At 66.2% G+C, this 14,809-nt stretch carries 16 protein-coding genes and 1 pseudogene; 12 read left to right on the forward strand and 5 right to left on the reverse strand.

Annotated features, from left to right (window positions below; all coding sequences use genetic code 11):
- Together V3572_RS12870 and V3572_RS12875 are read left to right on the forward strand one after the other, a co-directional pair.
- Positions 1 to 461: HD domain-containing protein (locus V3572_RS12870; RefSeq protein ID WP_332111416.1), on the forward strand; the 461-nt coding region annotated here is incomplete at its 5' end.
- The gene (locus V3572_RS12875; protein WP_332111417.1) at positions 449 to 1,126 is read left to right on the forward strand and encodes a histidine phosphatase family protein; all 678 of its coding nucleotides are present in this window, start codon (positions 449 to 451) and stop codon (positions 1,124 to 1,126) included. The genes V3572_RS12870 and V3572_RS12875, both read left to right, overlap by 13 nt.
- A gap of 16 nt (positions 1,127 to 1,142) precedes the next feature.
- On the opposite strand, the gene V3572_RS12880 is transcribed toward V3572_RS12875, so the two are convergent.
- Together V3572_RS12880 and V3572_RS12885 are read right to left on the reverse strand one after the other, a co-directional pair.
- Positions 1,143 to 1,646 (reverse strand): GNAT family N-acetyltransferase, encoded by a 504-nt coding sequence (locus V3572_RS12880; RefSeq protein WP_332111418.1) that lies wholly within the window; start codon positions 1,644 to 1,646, stop codon positions 1,143 to 1,145.
- 32 nt (positions 1,647 to 1,678) lie between these two features.
- Positions 1,679 to 2,479 carry a TrmB family transcriptional regulator gene (locus tag V3572_RS12885; RefSeq protein WP_332111419.1) on the reverse strand — a complete coding sequence of 267 codons (801 nt, stop codon included), beginning with the start codon at positions 2,477 to 2,479 and terminating at the stop codon, positions 1,679 to 1,681.
- Between the two features lie 160 nt (positions 2,480 to 2,639).
- Here V3572_RS12885 and V3572_RS12890 point away from each other — a divergent pair, with 160 nt between their 5' ends.
- The gene (locus V3572_RS12890; protein ID WP_332111420.1) at positions 2,640 to 3,632 is read left to right on the forward strand and encodes a sulfotransferase family 2 domain-containing protein; all 993 of its coding nucleotides are present in this window, start codon (positions 2,640 to 2,642) and stop codon (positions 3,630 to 3,632) included.
- Here V3572_RS12890 and V3572_RS12895 read toward each other — a convergent pair.
- Positions 3,605 to 4,690, reverse strand: coding sequence for a diguanylate cyclase domain-containing protein (locus V3572_RS12895; RefSeq protein WP_332111421.1), 1,086 nt, complete (start codon positions 4,688 to 4,690; stop codon positions 3,605 to 3,607). The two genes, V3572_RS12890 and V3572_RS12895, sit on opposite strands and share 28 nt — an antisense overlap.
- A 206-nt stretch (positions 4,691 to 4,896) precedes the next feature.
- Between V3572_RS12895 and dapA the strand changes: the two genes are divergently transcribed.
- The 4 genes from dapA to mltG all read left to right on the forward strand — a co-directional run bounded on the left by dapA (position 4,897) and on the right by mltG (position 9,041).
- The gene (gene dapA / locus V3572_RS12900; protein ID WP_332111422.1) at positions 4,897 to 5,778 is read left to right on the forward strand and encodes a 4-hydroxy-tetrahydrodipicolinate synthase; all 882 of its coding nucleotides are present in this window, start codon (positions 4,897 to 4,899) and stop codon (positions 5,776 to 5,778) included.
- Positions 5,779 to 5,870: 92 nt separating this feature from the next.
- Positions 5,871 to 7,382, forward strand: coding sequence for an ATP-binding cassette domain-containing protein (locus V3572_RS12905; RefSeq protein WP_332111423.1), 1,512 nt, complete (start codon positions 5,871 to 5,873; stop codon positions 7,380 to 7,382).
- Positions 7,383 to 7,419: 37 nt separating this feature from the next.
- Positions 7,420 to 8,037 (forward strand): Holliday junction resolvase RuvX, encoded by a 618-nt coding sequence (gene ruvX / locus V3572_RS12910; RefSeq protein WP_442877385.1) that lies wholly within the window; start codon positions 7,420 to 7,422, stop codon positions 8,035 to 8,037.
- Positions 8,025 to 9,041, forward strand: a complete 1,017-nt coding sequence (gene mltG / locus V3572_RS12915) for an endolytic transglycosylase MltG (protein ID WP_332111424.1) — start codon at positions 8,025 to 8,027, stop codon at positions 9,039 to 9,041. The genes ruvX and mltG overlap by 13 nt, the downstream gene beginning before the upstream one ends.
- Positions 9,042 to 9,253: 212 nt before the next feature.
- Here mltG and phoU read toward each other — a convergent pair whose 3' ends face one another.
- Complete coding sequence (phoU, locus tag V3572_RS12920) at positions 9,254 to 9,913, reverse strand: phosphate signaling complex protein PhoU (RefSeq protein ID WP_332111425.1); 660 nt, start codon at positions 9,911 to 9,913, stop codon at positions 9,254 to 9,256.
- A 30-nt stretch (positions 9,914 to 9,943) separates the two neighbouring features.
- Positions 9,944 to 11,158 (reverse strand): phosphoserine phosphatase SerB, encoded by a 1,215-nt coding sequence (gene serB, locus V3572_RS12925; RefSeq protein ID WP_332111426.1) that lies wholly within the window; start codon positions 11,156 to 11,158, stop codon positions 9,944 to 9,946.
- 83 nt (positions 11,159 to 11,241) lie between these two features.
- On the opposite strand from serB, the gene V3572_RS12930 reads away from it, so the two are divergent.
- From V3572_RS12930 to V3572_RS12950, 5 genes and pseudogenes are all read left to right on the forward strand, one after another.
- Complete coding sequence (locus tag V3572_RS12930; protein ID WP_332111427.1) at positions 11,242 to 11,907, forward strand: histidine phosphatase family protein; 666 nt, start codon at positions 11,242 to 11,244, stop codon at positions 11,905 to 11,907.
- A 169-nt stretch (positions 11,908 to 12,076) separates the two neighbouring features.
- On the forward strand, positions 12,077 to 12,508 hold the full coding sequence (locus V3572_RS12935) for a hypothetical protein (RefSeq protein ID WP_332111428.1): 432 nt from the start codon (positions 12,077 to 12,079) through the stop codon (positions 12,506 to 12,508).
- Between the two features lie 120 nt (positions 12,509 to 12,628).
- Positions 12,629 to 13,282: a lactate utilization protein gene (locus tag V3572_RS12940; protein WP_332111429.1), complete on the forward strand. Its 654-nt coding sequence runs from the start codon at positions 12,629 to 12,631 to the stop codon at positions 13,280 to 13,282.
- A 65-nt stretch (positions 13,283 to 13,347) separates the two neighbouring features.
- Positions 13,348 to 14,139: a hypothetical protein gene (locus V3572_RS12945; protein WP_332111430.1), complete on the forward strand. Its 792-nt coding sequence runs from the start codon at positions 13,348 to 13,350 to the stop codon at positions 14,137 to 14,139.
- A gap of 119 nt (positions 14,140 to 14,258) precedes the next feature.
- A pseudogene (locus tag V3572_RS12950) lies at positions 14,259 to 14,809 on the forward strand (glycosyltransferase family 2 protein); the annotation flags it as partial.

Raw genomic sequence — 14,809 nt, forward strand, 5'->3', positions numbered from 1 at the left:
CCGTGGCCCGGGCGGCGGTGGCCCTGGCCCGGGCCCTGAACCGCCTGGGGGCCGGACTCGACGTGCGGCTGGCGGAATCGGCGGCCCTTTTGCACGACCTGGCCAAGGGCAGGCCGCAGCACGAGGCCGAGGGCGGCCGGGAGCTTCTGCGGCTGGGTTTTCCGATCCTGGCGGACATTGTGGCCTGCCACCGGGACACCAATCTTGGCGACGCGCAGCCCGTAACCGAAAAAGAGATCGTCTATCTGGCGGACAAGCTGGTGCGCTGCGACCGGTATGTGGGCCTGGAGGCCAGGTTTCGGGAGAAGATGGACATGTTCGAGGGCGACGCCGCCGCCCAGACGGCCATACGCGGCCGCCGCCAGCGGGCCCGGGCCGTGCTGGCCCGGGTGGAGCGCGAGGCGGGCATGGATGTGGCGGCCATCCTGTCCCTGGCCGGGATGGATGTGTGCGCCGGGTAAGGGTGTGGCTTTTTCGGCATGGGGAGTTGCCCCAGGTCTCCCCGCGCCGGTTCGTGGGCCAGTCGGACATCTCCTTGTCGGAGACGGGGCGGCGGCAGGCCGGGTATTGGGCATCCGCCCTGGCCCGGGTTCCCTTCGCCCTGGCCGTGGCCTCGGACCTTTCCCGCTGCCTGGAGACGGCCCGGATCATGCTCCATGGACGCGACATTCCCCTGCGCCTGGAGCCCCGGTGGCGCGAGATCGGGCTCGGAGAGTGGGAGGGGCTGACCGTGGCCCAGGTCCGGGAACGGTTTCCCGGTTGCTACGAAGCCAGGGGGGCGGATTTGGCTGGGTTTCGTCCGGCCGGGGGCGAGAGCTTCGCCGATGTGCAGGCCCGGGCCGGGGCGGCCCTGGCGGCCCTGGTTTCCGAGGTCGGCGAGGATCGCGAGGCCGGGGGGGCGGACGCGACCTTGGGCGATCGGGACGGCGGCTGGATCGAGGTGCTGGCCGTGGCCCACGGCGGGGTCAACCGTACGTTCTTGTGCGGCCTGTTGGGCATGCCCCTGGCCAATCTTTTCCGTCTTGGCCAGGACTACGGCTGCCTGAACCTGCTGGAGTTTGTCGGCGGCGGCCCGGGCGTGGCGGCCATGAACATCCGGCCCGGATCGGCGTTTGGCCCGGTCTGAGCCGCGTCGGGGCCGGTCACAGGACAAGTTCCATACGCAGGTTGTCCCGGGGCAGGGTGTAGCGGTCGTCGGGGCAGCATTCCACCACCGTGAATCCGGCCTTTTCGTACATGCGCCGTGACTCGGGCAGATGGTCCACGGTCCACAAAAACACCCCGGAAAATCCCTGTTTCCGGCACCAGGACAGCCCCCGGCGCAGCATGGCCTTGCCCGCGCCCCGACGATGGCAGGCCGGGTCCACGATGACGAAGCGCATCTGGGCCCAACCCGGACGCGGCGTGCGGCCCACGATGGCCAGGGAGCCGGCCATGGTCCCGTCCAGGTGGGCGGTGACCAGGAGATCGTGGGCCGCGTCGTAGCCTTCCAGAAATTCGCTCACCTCCCGGGCGATCAAAAGCTCAAACGGAGCCCCCGAACCCCAGACCCCGGCGTAGTAGCGGCCGTGCAGCTCCACGATGCGGCCCACGGCCCCGGGTTCGTATCCCTCGCGCAACGTCAGCGTTGCCGCCTTCGCGTTCATGTCCCGACTCCTTTTCCCCCCGTGCAGGGGGTTCACCCGGCATAGGCCCGGGCCGACTCCCAGAGATGCTCGAAGGCCAGGTTCATCATGGCCACCATGCCCCGGTTGCGGATGACGACGGCGGTGAATCCCGGTTCGCCCGCCGTGGGATCCTGCATGGACAGCAAAACCACCTCGTCGTCGAAGGCCTGCATCTTGAGCGGCAACTCCCGGATCAGGCGCACCACAAGCCCCCGGCTCGAGAGATCGTCGATCCACCCCCGCAGCAGGGGGTCGTCCAGGGCGGCCTCCTCGTAGAGCGCCCGGTAGCAAAGCCCCCGGGCCAGGGGGACGTCCATGAAGGCCGTGTTCTGCTCGGGGCTCAGGATCAGCGGCCGCCGCACGCAGGAGTTCACCCGCTGCCTGGCCGCCCCGGCCAGCAGCAACGCCCGGTGGCCGATTCGGGCCGTCCCGGTCAGAACCTCCACATAGGCCAGGGGGCCGCTTTGGCCTTTCCCGGCCGCAAAAATCGGTCCCAGTTCCTCGGTAAGCGCCGCCACGGCGGCCCGGGTCCGGGCCCGCTCCCGCTCAAGCTCCGTGAGCCGCTCCTGGCCGAGCATCTCCAAGGCCTGCCCCGGCTCCAGGGCCGCATAGCTTTTGGGCGAGTCCTCCCGGACCAGGCACAGGCCCTTGGCCGCCAGCGACTCCAACACGTCGTAGACCCGCTGCCGGGGGATCTTGGCCAGGGCCGCCACCTCGGCCGGGGAAAGCCGGGGACGGCCCAGAAGGGCCAGATAGGCCTGGGCCTCGTAGGAGGTCAGCCCCAAAAGGGCCAGGGACGCGGCGTCGGGCATGTGTCACCACCTTGTTGTGGTGGCACCATGTCACCACTCTTGGGTGGTGTCAAGTGGCGGCCCAGCCGTGGCGGCGGAATTTCGGGCGCGCTGGCGCACCGGAAAACCCGGGCGCCGCGCCGTCCGGCCTCGGAGGGCGCGGGCTGGAGGCAGGGTTGTGATGGAACGGTATTTGCTTATTGTCTGTCCGGATGATGCGGCCGACAACGCGGTGACGCCCGGCCTGCGCCTGCCTGCGCCCGCCGTCCCCCCGGAGGAAAGACGCCCCATGTCCGAGCCATTTTTCTTTCTGCACCTGCCGCGCACCGCCGGGACGACGGTCAACGACATCCTGCGGGCCAATTTCCGGCCCGGGGAGATGCTGTCCCTGTACCGGGACAGCGACTTCAAGCGTCATGCCGGAGGCGACGCCACGGCCCTGGAGGGCATCCGCCTGATCCAGGGTCACACCCTGTTGCATCGCTACGATCCGCCGATGATGTATTCCCGTCCCGTGCGGGTGTTCACCTTCCTGCGCCATCCCGTGGCCCGCCTGGTCTCCGAATACGTCTTCCTCAAAACCTGGCCGGAAACCGCGTTGTACCGGTTTTTAAACGACAACGCCGTCACCTTCCGGGACTACCTGACCAGTTCGCGCCGGGAGCTCAGGTATCGCGGCAAAAATCCCATGACCCGGCTTCTGTCGGGGTGCGATTTCGATTTGGACGGCTTTCCGCGTCAGGCCCTGGACACGGCCAAGCGGCATCTGGAGAAGGTGTTTTGCTGCTTCGGCCTGCAGGAGCGTTTCGACGAGAGCCTGCTTATGATCGGGGATTTCCTGGGGCTGCAAAACGTCTATTACGAGAAGCGCAACGTGCTGGCCAAGGGGGTCAAGGAGGATGTCGGCGAGGCTGACGTCCACCTGGCCCTGGAGAGAAACGCGGCGGACATGGAACTGTACGCCTTCGCCAGCGACCTGTTCGCGGCCCGGGCGGCGGCCAAAGGACCGGGCTTTGCGGCCCGGGTGCGGCGGTTTCGGGCCGTCAACGCCCGCTATGCCAAGGTCTGCGCCCTTATTGCCCAAAAAACCGGAACCGACGGCCCCGGGGACATTGAAAATCCCAAGGACGCCTTTCTTTTTCCCGATCAGTCCCCCCCGGGCTCCTCCCGGTAGACCTCCACCCGGTTGCGGCCCAGGGATTTGGCCCGGTACATGGCCATGTCCGCATGTTTGGACAGGGCCATGGCGGCATCCCCGTGCTCCGGGAAGACCGCGACGCCGACGCTGCACGAGACCAGATGGCGGCCGCCCGGCAGGTCGAAGGGCCGCTCGATCTCCCGGCGGATGTCCTCGGCCACCTGCGCGGCATCCTCCGCCGAGCGCACCTGGGCAAGCAGGATCACGAATTCGTCTCCGCCGATGCGTCCGACCGTGTCCGCGTCCCGCAACCGCTGGCGCATGCGCCGGGCCGTCTCCTTGAGCAGCAAGTCCCCCTCGGCGTGGCCGAAGGTGTCGTTGACGGGCTTGAAATCGTCCAGATCCAGAAAAAGCAGGGCCACCCGGGTTGCGGCCCGTCTGGCCAGGAGCAGGGCCTGTTCCAGGCGATCGGAAAAAAGCGCCCGGTTGGGCAGGCCGGTCAGGGCATCGTGTTGGGCCATGAAGTGGATGCGCTCCTGGTCCCATTTACGCTCGGTGATGTCGAAGGCCGTGCCGATGCTGGCCGGGTGTCCCTGGAAGGTGATGCTGCCCGTCGACATGTCCACCCAGCGCGTCTCGCCGCTTTTGGTCAAAAGCTTGACCTCGTAGCGGTCGGGCACGTCCTCGCCCCGCTGTCTGGCCAGGGCGCGGTTCATGACCACCACCCGATGGTCGGGGTGGACGATGTCCATCTGGGTCATGGCCAGGATCTCGCCCCGGGAATACCCGGTGATGGCGGTCATGGCCGGGTTGACCATGAGAAACCGGGCGTCCCGGTAGACGAAGATGGCGGCGGCGGCCATTTCGGCCAGGGTCCGGAACTGTTCCTCGCTCTCGGCCAGGGCGGCCTTGGCCCGGGCGGCCTCGGCGATGGTGCGCTCCAGACGGCGACGGGTGCGCAGGAGATGGACCACGGCCAAAGCGAGCATGGCCACGGTGGCCAGGGCCAGATATGGGGACAGCATCGTCAGCAGGGCCGGAAGGTCGGCGTGGGGGACAGGGGAGAGGTCGCTCGCCAGATCGCGATCAAGCATTTCGGGGTTCCGTTTGGAAGGTGAGCGGGAGCGGGCGGCGGGGAAGCAAGGCATGTTCACCCGACGGTTTCAGACAATGGCTCCCGTATAGCCCACGATCCTCTTTTGCAAAAGAGGGAAATGCCGCTGGCCGAGCGTCTTGCCGTTTTCGGGGAAACGGGCTAGAAAATGGGACGGACCCACTTTTTTCGGCAAGGAGGACAGTCATGGAGTTTCGGGGAGCCTTTACCGCCTTGGTGACGCCTTTTTCCGGCGGCGAAGTTGACGAGGACCGCTACCGGGCCCTTATCGAATGGCAGATCGAGCAAGGTATTGACGGACTTGTACCCTGCGGAACCACGGGCGAGTCCGCCACCCTGTCCCATGCCGAGCATAAACGGGTCATCCGCATCTGTGTCGAGCAGGTCAAAGGCCGCATCCCGGTTCTGGCCGGGGCCGGCTCCAACAACACCCGGGAGGCCGTGGATCTGACCCGGGAGGCCAAGGACGCCGGGGCCGACGGCGCGCTGCTCATCACCCCCTATTACAACAAGCCCACCCAGCACGGGCTGGTGGAGCATTTCGCGGCCATCGCCGCCCAGGTGGCGTTGCCCTTTGTGGTCTACAACGTGCCCGGCCGGACCTCGGTCAACGTGCTGCCCGAGACCCTGGTGAAGATCAAAAAGCGCGTGCCCCAGGTGGTCGGCGTGAAAGAGGCCACGGGCAACCTGACCCAGATTTCGGACATCATCGAATACTGCGGCCCGGATTTCGCTGTGCTCTCGGGCGACGACTTCACGGTCCTGCCCACCCTGGCCGTGGGCGGCGTGGGGGTCATCTCCGTGGTCTCCAACATCGTGCCCGGGATGATGGCCGGGATGTGCAACGCCTTTTTCGCCGGGGATATGGCCAAGGCCAGGGAGCTGCATTACCGCATGGCCCCCCTGTGCCGGGGCATGTTCCTGGAGACCAACCCGGTCCCGGTCAAGACGGCCCTGGGCTGGATGGGCAAGCTCGGCTTCGAGACGCGGCTGCCCATGGTGGAGATGCTCCCGGCCAACCAGGACAAGCTGCGGGTCATCCTGGCCGCCTCCGGGCTCGTCTCATAAGGACGCGGCGAACCACGACACCCCAGGGGATCCTCTTCGGGGGATCCCCTTTTTCATGCGCCATGCTCACACCTAAAAAATCATTTCCGGATTTGTTCCCCGATCTTGCCGCCGCACCGCTGGCGTCGCTCGACCGGGCCAGCGTCAGCCTCGGCGGCCGCCGCATCCTTGACGCCGTGTCCTTTCGCCTTTTTCCCGGGCAGACCTGGGCCGTTTTCGGTCGAAACGGGGCGGGCAAGACCACCTTTTTGCGTCTGGTGCGCGGCGACATCCCCCCGGACCAGGACGGCCTGGGCCGTCGCCGCTATGTGGCCGAGGGCCGCGATCAATCCACCCCCTTGGGACTTCGCCAGCGTTTCGGGTCGGTCGGCCGCCCGGACTGGGACTTCTGGCGCGGGCATGAGGGGACGGTCACGGTTTTTAACGCCGTGTGCGCCGGATTTTTCGACTCCCGCCTGCTGCATCAGCCGCCGACGCCGCAAGAGCGTGGCCGGGCCAGGGAGGTGATCGGACAGGTGGGGCTGGCGGACCTGGCGGACGCCCCCATGGCCGCCCTGTCCGAGGGGCGGCTTCGGGCGGCGCTGGTGGCCCGGGCCCTGGCCCCGTGGCCCCTGCTGCTGATCCTGGACGAGGTCTTGGATGGGCTGGACGCGGACAACCGGGCCCGGGTGCTGGGGGCCATGGCCGTGGCCGCCGCCTCGGGGACGGCCCTTTTGGCCACGGCTCACCGGCCCGAGGATGTTCCGCCCGGCGTGACCCGGGCCGTGGTCCTTGAGCAGGGGCGCATCGCGGCCTGCGGCGCGTTGTCGGACATGTCCTTTTTCGAAACGGCGGACGGCGGGTCGCCGCCTGCGGCCGCATCTCCGGTGGCGGTGGCGGACATTTTGCCCGGGGAACCGGAGGCCGGGAGGCGTGGCGGGGAGACGCCGCTTTTCGAGATTGAAGACGCCGACGTCTCTCTTGGCGGCCGCCGGGTGCTCACGGGACTGACCTGGCGGGTCATGCCCGGGGAAGGCTGGGCCGTGCTGGGCCGCAACGGCGCGGGCAAAACCACGCTTTTGCGCCTGATCTTGGGCGAGATCCATCCGGCCGAGGGGGGGAGCATCCGCCGGCCGGGACTGGTGGAGCTGGCGGGAAGCGACCTGCGCGACATCAAGACCCGGGTGGGGTTCGTGTCCGCCGACCTGGAGTCGGCCTATCCTCCGAGCGCGACGGTCAGCGACGTGGCGGCCAGCGGCTTTTTCGCCGGAGTGGGGCTGTTTTTCACGCCATCGCAGGCCCAGGCGCAGGCCGTCCGGGCCATCCTGGCCGGGTTCGGCCTGGCCGATCTGGCCTCGCGCCCCCTGGCCAGCCTGTCCACGGGGCAGCGGCGGCTGGCGTTCCTGGCCCGGGCCGTGGTCCACGACCCGCGGCTTTTGATCCTGGACGAGCCGTTTTCCAGCCTGGACGCCGCCGCCCGGGACACGGCCGCCTGCGCCGTGCAGGGAATCATGGCCCGGGGCGCGGCGGTGATCCTGGTCACCCACCGGACGCGGGACATCCTGCCCGGCATCGACCGGGTGCTGCGGCTGGAGCGGGGACGGGCGCGGGAATCGGCGGCCTGATCAGCCCTGGGCCAGGCGGGCGCGGTCGGCTGGCGGCATGATCAGGCCGTGCGCCTCGGCCGTGGTCCCGGTCATCCGCCGCCCCGGCCGGGTGGGATTTTTGCTTTTCGCCCGGGCCAAAGCCGGATATGCACACCACAAAAAACGGGAAGCGGAGACGGCAGGGCGGTTGTCGCGCCCCGGCGCCCTGCGTCCCCCGGCGCACTTCATGAAGATCCTGGGCATCGACTTCGGGCTGGCCCGCGTGGGACTGGCCGTCACCGACCCGGACGGGCGCATGGCCTTTCCGCACGGGGTCGTCGTGCGCACCACCCGGGCGGCCCTGTTCGAGACGCTTTCGGCCGTCCTGGCGGCCGAGGGCGTTGAGCAGATCGTCATCGGCAGGCCCGAGCCCATGGATGGCGTACCTGGCCGGGAGGCCGAGACCGTGCGCCAGATCGAGAATTTCGCCCATAGCCTGGCCCGGCGCACGCCCCTGCCCATCGCCTTCGTGGACGAGACCCTGTCCTCGGCCCAGGCCGAGAGCGACCTGCGGGCCGCCGGACTTTCGGGCAGGCGCCTGCGGGAGGCCCTGGACGCCCAGGCGGCGGTTCGCATCGTCAACACGTACCTGTCGGCCCTGCGGCCGAGAAACGGTGACCCATGCGCTACATGATCCTGACCGTGTTGTTGGCCGTCCTGGCGGCGGCCGGAACGGCCGGCTACCATGCCTGGACCTTTTTGACCGTGCCGCCCGAAGACCCGGGCCGCGAGGTGGTGTTCGCCATCGAGCCGGGGCAGCGCTTCAGCGACGTGGCCGACAGGCTGGCGGAGCAGGGGGTCATCGCCGACGCCCTGCTTTTTCGACTCTACGCCAAATATACGGACCTTGGCGGCAAGGTGAAGGCCGGGGAGTTCGCCCTGTCCACGGGCTGGACCCCGGGCCGCGTCCTGGAGGAACTGACCACCTCGCCGGGCATCCAGCGCAAACTGGCCGTGGCCGAGGGCCTGACCATGCGCCAGATCGCCAGGGTGGTGGAGGACGCGGGCTTCGGCACGGCCGAGAGCTTCCTGCGGGCCGCCAAGGACAAGGAGCTCTTAAAGAAATACGGCATCCCGGCGGACACGGCCGAGGGATTTTTATTCCCCGAGACGTACCTGTTCACCCGCCGTCCGGACCCGGATGCGGCCTATGTGGTGGAGGCCATGCTCAAGGAATTCCGGCGGCAGATGTCCGTCGTCTGGCCGGGCAAGCCCCTGGAAGGCGAGGATCTGTACCGGGCCGTGACCCTGGCCTCCATCGTGGAGAAGGAGACGGGCGCGCCCGTCGAGCGGGCCCGAGTGGCCGGGGTGTTTCTCAACCGGCTGGCCAAGAACATGCTGCTCCAGACCGACCCCACGGTGATCTACGGCCTGGGCGAGTCCTTCGACGGCAATCTGCGCCGGGCCCATCTGGACGATCCGAAAAATCCCTACAACACCTACCAGCGTCCTGGCCTGCCCCCGGGCCCCATCTGTTCCCCGGGGCTGGCCTCGCTTTTGGCCGTGACCGCGCCGGAGATCCACGATTTTTATTATTTCGTGTCCACAGGCGACGGCGTTCATCAGTTCAGCAAAAACCTCAACGACCACATCAACGCCGTCAACCGCTACCAGAAAAACCGCAAGTCCAACCCATGAAAAAGGCCCGGCGGATGTTCCGCCGGGCCGGGAAAGCGGCTCGTGACCTGCCTTCGACATCCGCGCACACGGATGGTGAAGGAAATAGGTTGTGAGATTTCTTTTTTCTTAAAAAAACCGGCGTCGTGTTTCGTGAGCGCCACGAGCGCGGCGGCGTTGACGCCCCGGGAGGGCGGCGCGCCTTCTCCGGGAAACGGCCCGGCGGCCGTAGCCTACTGCCCGCACTTGTGCTTGTAGTTCTCGCCTTCCTTGATGAAGATGATGCTCTCGGCGATGTTGGCCGACTGGTCGCAGATGCGCTTTAGGCTGTGGGCGATGAAGGAATACTGCACGGCCCGCTCCACGGTGCGTGATTCGCGGATCATGTAGTCCGTGGTGTCCTTGAAGATGCGCACATTCAAATTCATGGCGTCGATGTTGCGGTCGAAAATTTCCTTGGCCAGCTCGGCGTCGAGCTCCATGAAGGCCGTGATGGTCTTGCGCACCAAGTCGAGCGCCATCTCGGACAACTGGCGCAGGGCCGGGTTGATCTCCATACGCTGGCGTTCGTGCAGGATGAGCACCCGCTCGGCGATGTTGGCCCCCTCGTCGCCCAGACGCTCGATGTTGACGATCATGCGCATGCAGCCCACGATGAAGCGCAGATCCTTGGCCACGGGCTGGTGCAGGGCCAGGATGCGCAGGCTCTCGGAGTCGATGAGGCATTCCAGGGCGTTGATGTGGCGGTCGTCGTCGATGACCTGGCGGGCCAGGTCGGCGTTGTTGTCGAAAACGGCCTGGGTGGCCTTATGCACGGCTTCGGAGGCCATGTGCAGCATCTTGAGGATGTTGACCCGCAGGGTCGTCAACTCTTGTTGCAGCGCGGTTTCCACGAGATTCTCCTTGCGGTTTGGGCCTTTCGTTTACGTGACGGTGTCCCGGTCGCGCATGCCGATGAGATAGAGGATGCTGTCCAGTCCCAGGGTGGAGATGGCCTGTTTCGCCCCCTGCTTGACCACGGGCTTGGCGTGGAAGGCGATGCCCAGCCCGGCCAGGTTGAGCATGGGCAGGTCGTTGGCCCCGTCGCCCACGGCGATGACCTGTTGCAGGCTTAACCCTTCGCGGGCGGCGATGTCTTTTAGAATTTCCGCTTTCTTGGCGGCGTCCACGATATCGCCTACCACGTTTCCGGTGAGACGGCCGTTTTCGATCTCGAGTTCGTTGGCGAAAAGAAAATCGATGCCCAGGCGGTCCTGCAGGCGGCGCCCGAAATAGGTGAACCCGCCGGAGATGATGGCGATTTTGTAGCCGAAGCGCTTTAAGTTGTTGATGAGCCGTTCGGCCCCCTCGGTCATGGGGATGCGCCGGGCCACGGCCTCAAGGGTGTCGGCGGGCAGGCCGCGCAAAAGCGCCAGCCGTTTGCGCAGGCTTTGCTTGAAGTCGATCTCCCCGCGCATGGCCGATTCGGTGATGGCCACCACCTCGCGGCCGACCCCGGCCTCCTTGGCCAGTTCGTCGATGACCTCGGCGGCGATCAGGGTGGAGTCCATGTCGAAGGCCACCAGACGGCGGTTGCGGCGGAAGGCCCCGTCCTCCTGGAAGGCGATGTCCACGCCGAGTTCGGCGGCGATGGCCAGGAACTGACCCTTGATGCGGGCCGGATCGGCCAGGGCGCCGCGCACGGAGAATTCCACGCAGGCCTGGCGCAGGGGGGCGGCGTCGTTTAAGGAGGCGCGGCCCGAGAGGCGGGTGATGACGTCGATATTGAGGCTGTTTTCGGCGATGACCCGGCTTATGCTCGCCACCTGTTCGGCGGTGATGGTCCGGGCCAAAAGGGTCACGATATGCCGATCCTTGCCCTGGGCGTCGACCCATTTGTCGTAGCGCTGCGGGGGGATGGGCGTAAACGTCAGGTTGACGCCGAGTTCGTGGGCGGTGAAAAGAAGGTCTTTGATGATGGGCGCGGACTCGGATTCGCGGGGAATGCGGATGAGGATGCCAAGCGACAGGGTGTCGTGGATGACGGCCTGTCCGATATCCAGGATGTCCACCCGGGTCTGGGCCAGCTGGCCGGTGAGGGTGGCGGTGAGTCCGGGCTTGTCGTCGCCGGTGATGCGGATCAGGATGATCTGCTGCATGGGCCGGGGTTATACAGACCCCGCGCCGGGGGCGCAAGCCGGTAGGCGGCCTTGCCGTCCCGGGGGCGCGAAACGGGGGGATCATGAGTGAGTTGTGGCTTATCCGGCACGGACAAAGCGTCTCCAACGCCGGGCTGCCCACCGGGCATCCCAGCCGGTCGGCCCTGACCGACGTCGGCCGCAAGCAGGCCGTGCTGGCGGCCCAGGCCCTGCCCTGGGCCCCGGAGCGCCTGGCGGTCTCGCCCTTTTCCCGGGCCATGGAGACGGCCAGGCCTGCCATGGACCGCTTCCCGGACGTGCCCGTGGCTGTCGAAGCCGTCCAGGAGTTCACCTATCTGGGCCTGGAGAGCTACCAGGGCACGACCCGGGAGATGCGCCGCCCCATGATCGACGACTACTGGGCCCGCTGCGATCCCCTCCACCGCCAGGGCGAAGGGGCCGAGACCTTTGCCGAGCTGGTGCTGCGCGTGGAGGATTTTTTTTGCCGTCATGTGGACGGGCCGGACATTCCGCCGGGACTGACCGTGGTCTACAGCCACGGCCAGTTCATCCGGGCGGTGCTGTTGCGGTTTTTCGGCGGCATCGGGGCCGATTTCGCCGCCGATCCGCAGGCCATGGCCCGGTTCCGGGGGTTCCGCCCGGCGTTTGCGGTCGCCAACGCCTCAATCGTGCGGCTCACCCCCGGCCCGAAACGGCGTGTGGGGGCTTTCGACGTCTCCCATCTGCCGCCGCATCTGGTGACCCACTGAGCCGCGCCGCGCCGGAAAATGGGGTCGCGAATATTTGTCGGATCACGCCCCAAGACGTGTTGAATTGCGTGAGGCAGAGGCGTAGGAGGATTTCGTGGGTCTTTGCACATGGCGTGTCCAGCGTGTTTGGGGCCAAAACGACATCTGACGGTCACGGAGGCCATCATCCATGAGAACGGCGTATCTTCCCGGGCTTGCCCTGGCTTTCGTCCTGACCGCGAGCGCCCTGTGCGCGGATCGGGCCAGGGCCGAGGGCAATCGGGACGGGGCCTACTGGAACCGACTGGATGTGGCGGAAAAGACCGACCTGGTCATCGGGGTGCTGGAGGGGCTCAACTTAAGCGAGAGCATCCTGCACATCATCCTGCAAAATGAATACACCATGTGCAGCGACATCCTGATCAGCATCGCCCGCCAGACCGATGTCTTTTTCGAGGGCCTCACCGTGGGGCGCATCGTCGAGGGCCTAAACGCCCTGTACGTTGATGGGAAAAATCGCTCCATCCCCATTTCCTGGGGGGTGTGGGTGGTGGCCCGCCAGGACAAGAACGACCGCACCGTGGGCAAGTTCATCCAGGAGTTGCGCACCCTGTATCGGTGAGAAATCCGGTTTTTCAACGGTATTCGGCTTGCTTTTTTCCATGCCCCGGTTCAGTATGCGCCCGGCCGACGCCGGGGAGGCCGCTTCATTGGGGTAACTATCTGGAAGTGCTGATAAAATATGGAAAATTTCATCGCCGCATACTCCTCCAAACGGCTGGAGGCGGTCAAGAAAGCCCTTGCGTCCAACAACTTTGACGTGCATGTGGCGCCAGACGCCGCTGCGGCGACGGAGTTGGTCCTGACGCGGCTTGTCCCCGAGACCGGGGCCCAAAGCTTTTCCTTCGGCGGTTCGGGCACGGTGGCCGCCCTGGGCTTGGTGGCGGCGCTTATGGACAATCCCGAATACACCGTCCTCAATACCACGGACAAGGGCCTGGCCCCGGCGGACATGTACGAACTGCGGCGAAAGGCCCTTTTGGTGGACTGTTTTCTCACCGGCTCCAACGCCGTCACCGAGACCGGGCAACTGGTCAACCTGGACATGATCGGCAACCGGGTGGGGGCCATGCATTTCGGCCCCAGACATGTCATCGTTTTGGTCGGCCGCAACAAGATCGTCCCCGGGGTCACCGAGGGCATGCGCCGGATCAAGCAGTTCGCCGCACCGGCCAACGCCATGCGCCTGGACAAGAAGACGCCCTGCGCCAAGACCTCGTTTTGCCAGGACTGCAAAAGTCCGGAGCGCATTTGCAACGTATGGACCATCACCGAGAAATCCTTTCCGGCGGGACGGGTGAAGGTCGTCTTGATCGATCAGGATTTAGGCATTTAACACCCCCGTGCGGGGGCGCAGAACGTCCGGGCTACGGTTCGCAGACGGCCGACAAGGGGGGACACATGGACTGGAAGCTGATTCCACGCGATGCGGAATATTTTGCAGGAGACGCCGATGAAGAATACTTCATCTGTGCCCGGGGGCTGGTCATCGAGGGCCGTTTCCTGGAAGGCGGCGATCCGAATCTGGAGAAGGCCATCTGGCCCACGGTGCAGGGAAACCGGGCCTACATCCGCATTCGGCGCAAGGGGCTGGACAAAAAATTTCAGTTGACCCGCATCCTGGCCGATCTGTTCCCCGAGGTCTGCCTGACCGAGGTGGTCATCGAGACCCGTAAGGGGCCGTGGTCGCTGTCGGGCGAGACGGGCAAGCGGGGGCGCGCCGAGGCCGCAGGCGGCAAGGAAAAACCCAGGGCCCGGGCCGTCAAGGCCGCAGGCAAGGCCGACGGGGCGGTTGCTGCGGGACGCGGGGAGAAGGTGTCCAAGGCCGCCAAACCGGAACAGGCGGAGCGCGGCGAAAGGGCGGACCTGCAGGACGAGGAGTTGCCCGGTCTCGACCCCCTGCTCGACGTCCAGGAAGAGGACGACGACGACCTGATCGCCGAGAGCCGTGAACTGCGCGCCTGCAAGGTGTGCAATCTGAAAAAGCGGGTCCAGGAGTTCAGCCCCCGCGACGACATGTGCATGGATTGTTACATGGGGCGCGATGAGCTGCTCAAGGAGATCATGGCCAAGAAACGGCGCAAGGCCAAGGTGTTCCAGCCGCGCATCGTGGAGGAGGGCGACGATCCGGGCATGGCCGAAGGGGTGGATGGCCTGGAGCGCATCGAATACGGAATTTCCGTCTCCGAATAGGAATTATGGATTTTTTCCGGGGCCGCCGTCCCGTCGTGTCTCAGGTGGCCCCGGGTATTTTTTGGTGCAAGTATTGCATGCGGGCATGGCATCCCTTGGATCAGGAGAAGGAGACGGCCATGGCGCAATCCGCCGAGAACGAGAAGCCCACGGGCATCGCCGGGGAGATGTTCACCCTGTCTCTGGACGAAGCCTGCCTGTATTATAAAAATTACCTAAACAATTTTCAGGTCGATCTCCCCCTGGCCATCAACTTTGTCGGCCGTGCCTCGGGCGAGCCTTCGGCCGCTCGGTCGCCGGTCGTCCGTCCGATTCTGGAGCAGGCCATAAGGTCGGCGGTGAACCTGGCCCCGCTGGATCCCGATATCCTGCAGATCGGCCTCAATTCCGGCTTGGCCCCCGGCGCCGAGGTGATCCTCAAGATCATCCAGGCCACCCATGTGGAACACGAGAGCTTCAAGGAGATGCGCAAGGCCCCCTTCAAGCAGTTCCACGCCGATCTCCGCCGGGCCTGCATCGCCGTTTTGGCCAAGCATCCCATGGCCGTCCGTTTCGCGGACATGCTCCTTGGCCTCGATCTCTTTGCCGGGACGCCGCCCTGCGAGTCCCTGTCCCGGTTCAACTGCCCCAAGGCCCTGCGCCTGATATGGGACAAACGGCTTTTCGACCA

The sequence above is a fragment of the Desulfolutivibrio sp. genome (genome assembly GCF_036584575.1).
Lineage (GTDB): Bacteria > Desulfobacterota > Desulfovibrionia > Desulfovibrionales > Desulfovibrionaceae > Desulfolutivibrio.

Bases quoted from the DNA above. Each gene is read 5' to 3' on its own strand.
- mltG (WP_332111424.1), top strand. From the start codon at position 8,025: ATGCGCTACATGATCCTGACCGTGTTGTTGGCCGTCCTGGCGGCGGCC.
- V3572_RS12890 (WP_332111420.1), top strand. From the start codon at position 2,640: ATGGAACGGTATTTGCTTATTGTCTGTCCGGATGATGCGGCCGACAAC.
- V3572_RS12935 (WP_332111428.1), top strand. From the start codon at position 12,077: ATGAGAACGGCGTATCTTCCCGGGCTTGCCCTGGCTTTCGTCCTGACC.
- V3572_RS12940 (WP_332111429.1), top strand. From the start codon at position 12,629: ATGGAAAATTTCATCGCCGCATACTCCTCCAAACGGCTGGAGGCGGTC.
- ruvX (WP_442877385.1), top strand. From the start codon at position 7,420: ATGATCAGGCCGTGCGCCTCGGCCGTGGTCCCGGTCATCCGCCGCCCC.
- V3572_RS12895 (WP_332111421.1), bottom strand. From the start codon at position 4,690: ATGCTTGATCGCGATCTGGCGAGCGACCTCTCCCCTGTCCCCCACGCC.
- V3572_RS12885 (WP_332111419.1), bottom strand. From the start codon at position 2,479: ATGCCCGACGCCGCGTCCCTGGCCCTTTTGGGGCTGACCTCCTACGAG.
- V3572_RS12930 (WP_332111427.1), top strand. From the start codon at position 11,242: ATGAGTGAGTTGTGGCTTATCCGGCACGGACAAAGCGTCTCCAACGCC.
- dapA (WP_332111422.1), top strand. From the start codon at position 4,897: ATGGAGTTTCGGGGAGCCTTTACCGCCTTGGTGACGCCTTTTTCCGGC.
- V3572_RS12880 (WP_332111418.1), bottom strand. From the start codon at position 1,646: ATGAACGCGAAGGCGGCAACGCTGACGTTGCGCGAGGGATACGAACCC.
- serB (WP_332111426.1), bottom strand. From the start codon at position 11,158: ATGCAGCAGATCATCCTGATCCGCATCACCGGCGACGACAAGCCCGGA.
- V3572_RS12945 (WP_332111430.1), top strand. From the start codon at position 13,348: ATGGACTGGAAGCTGATTCCACGCGATGCGGAATATTTTGCAGGAGAC.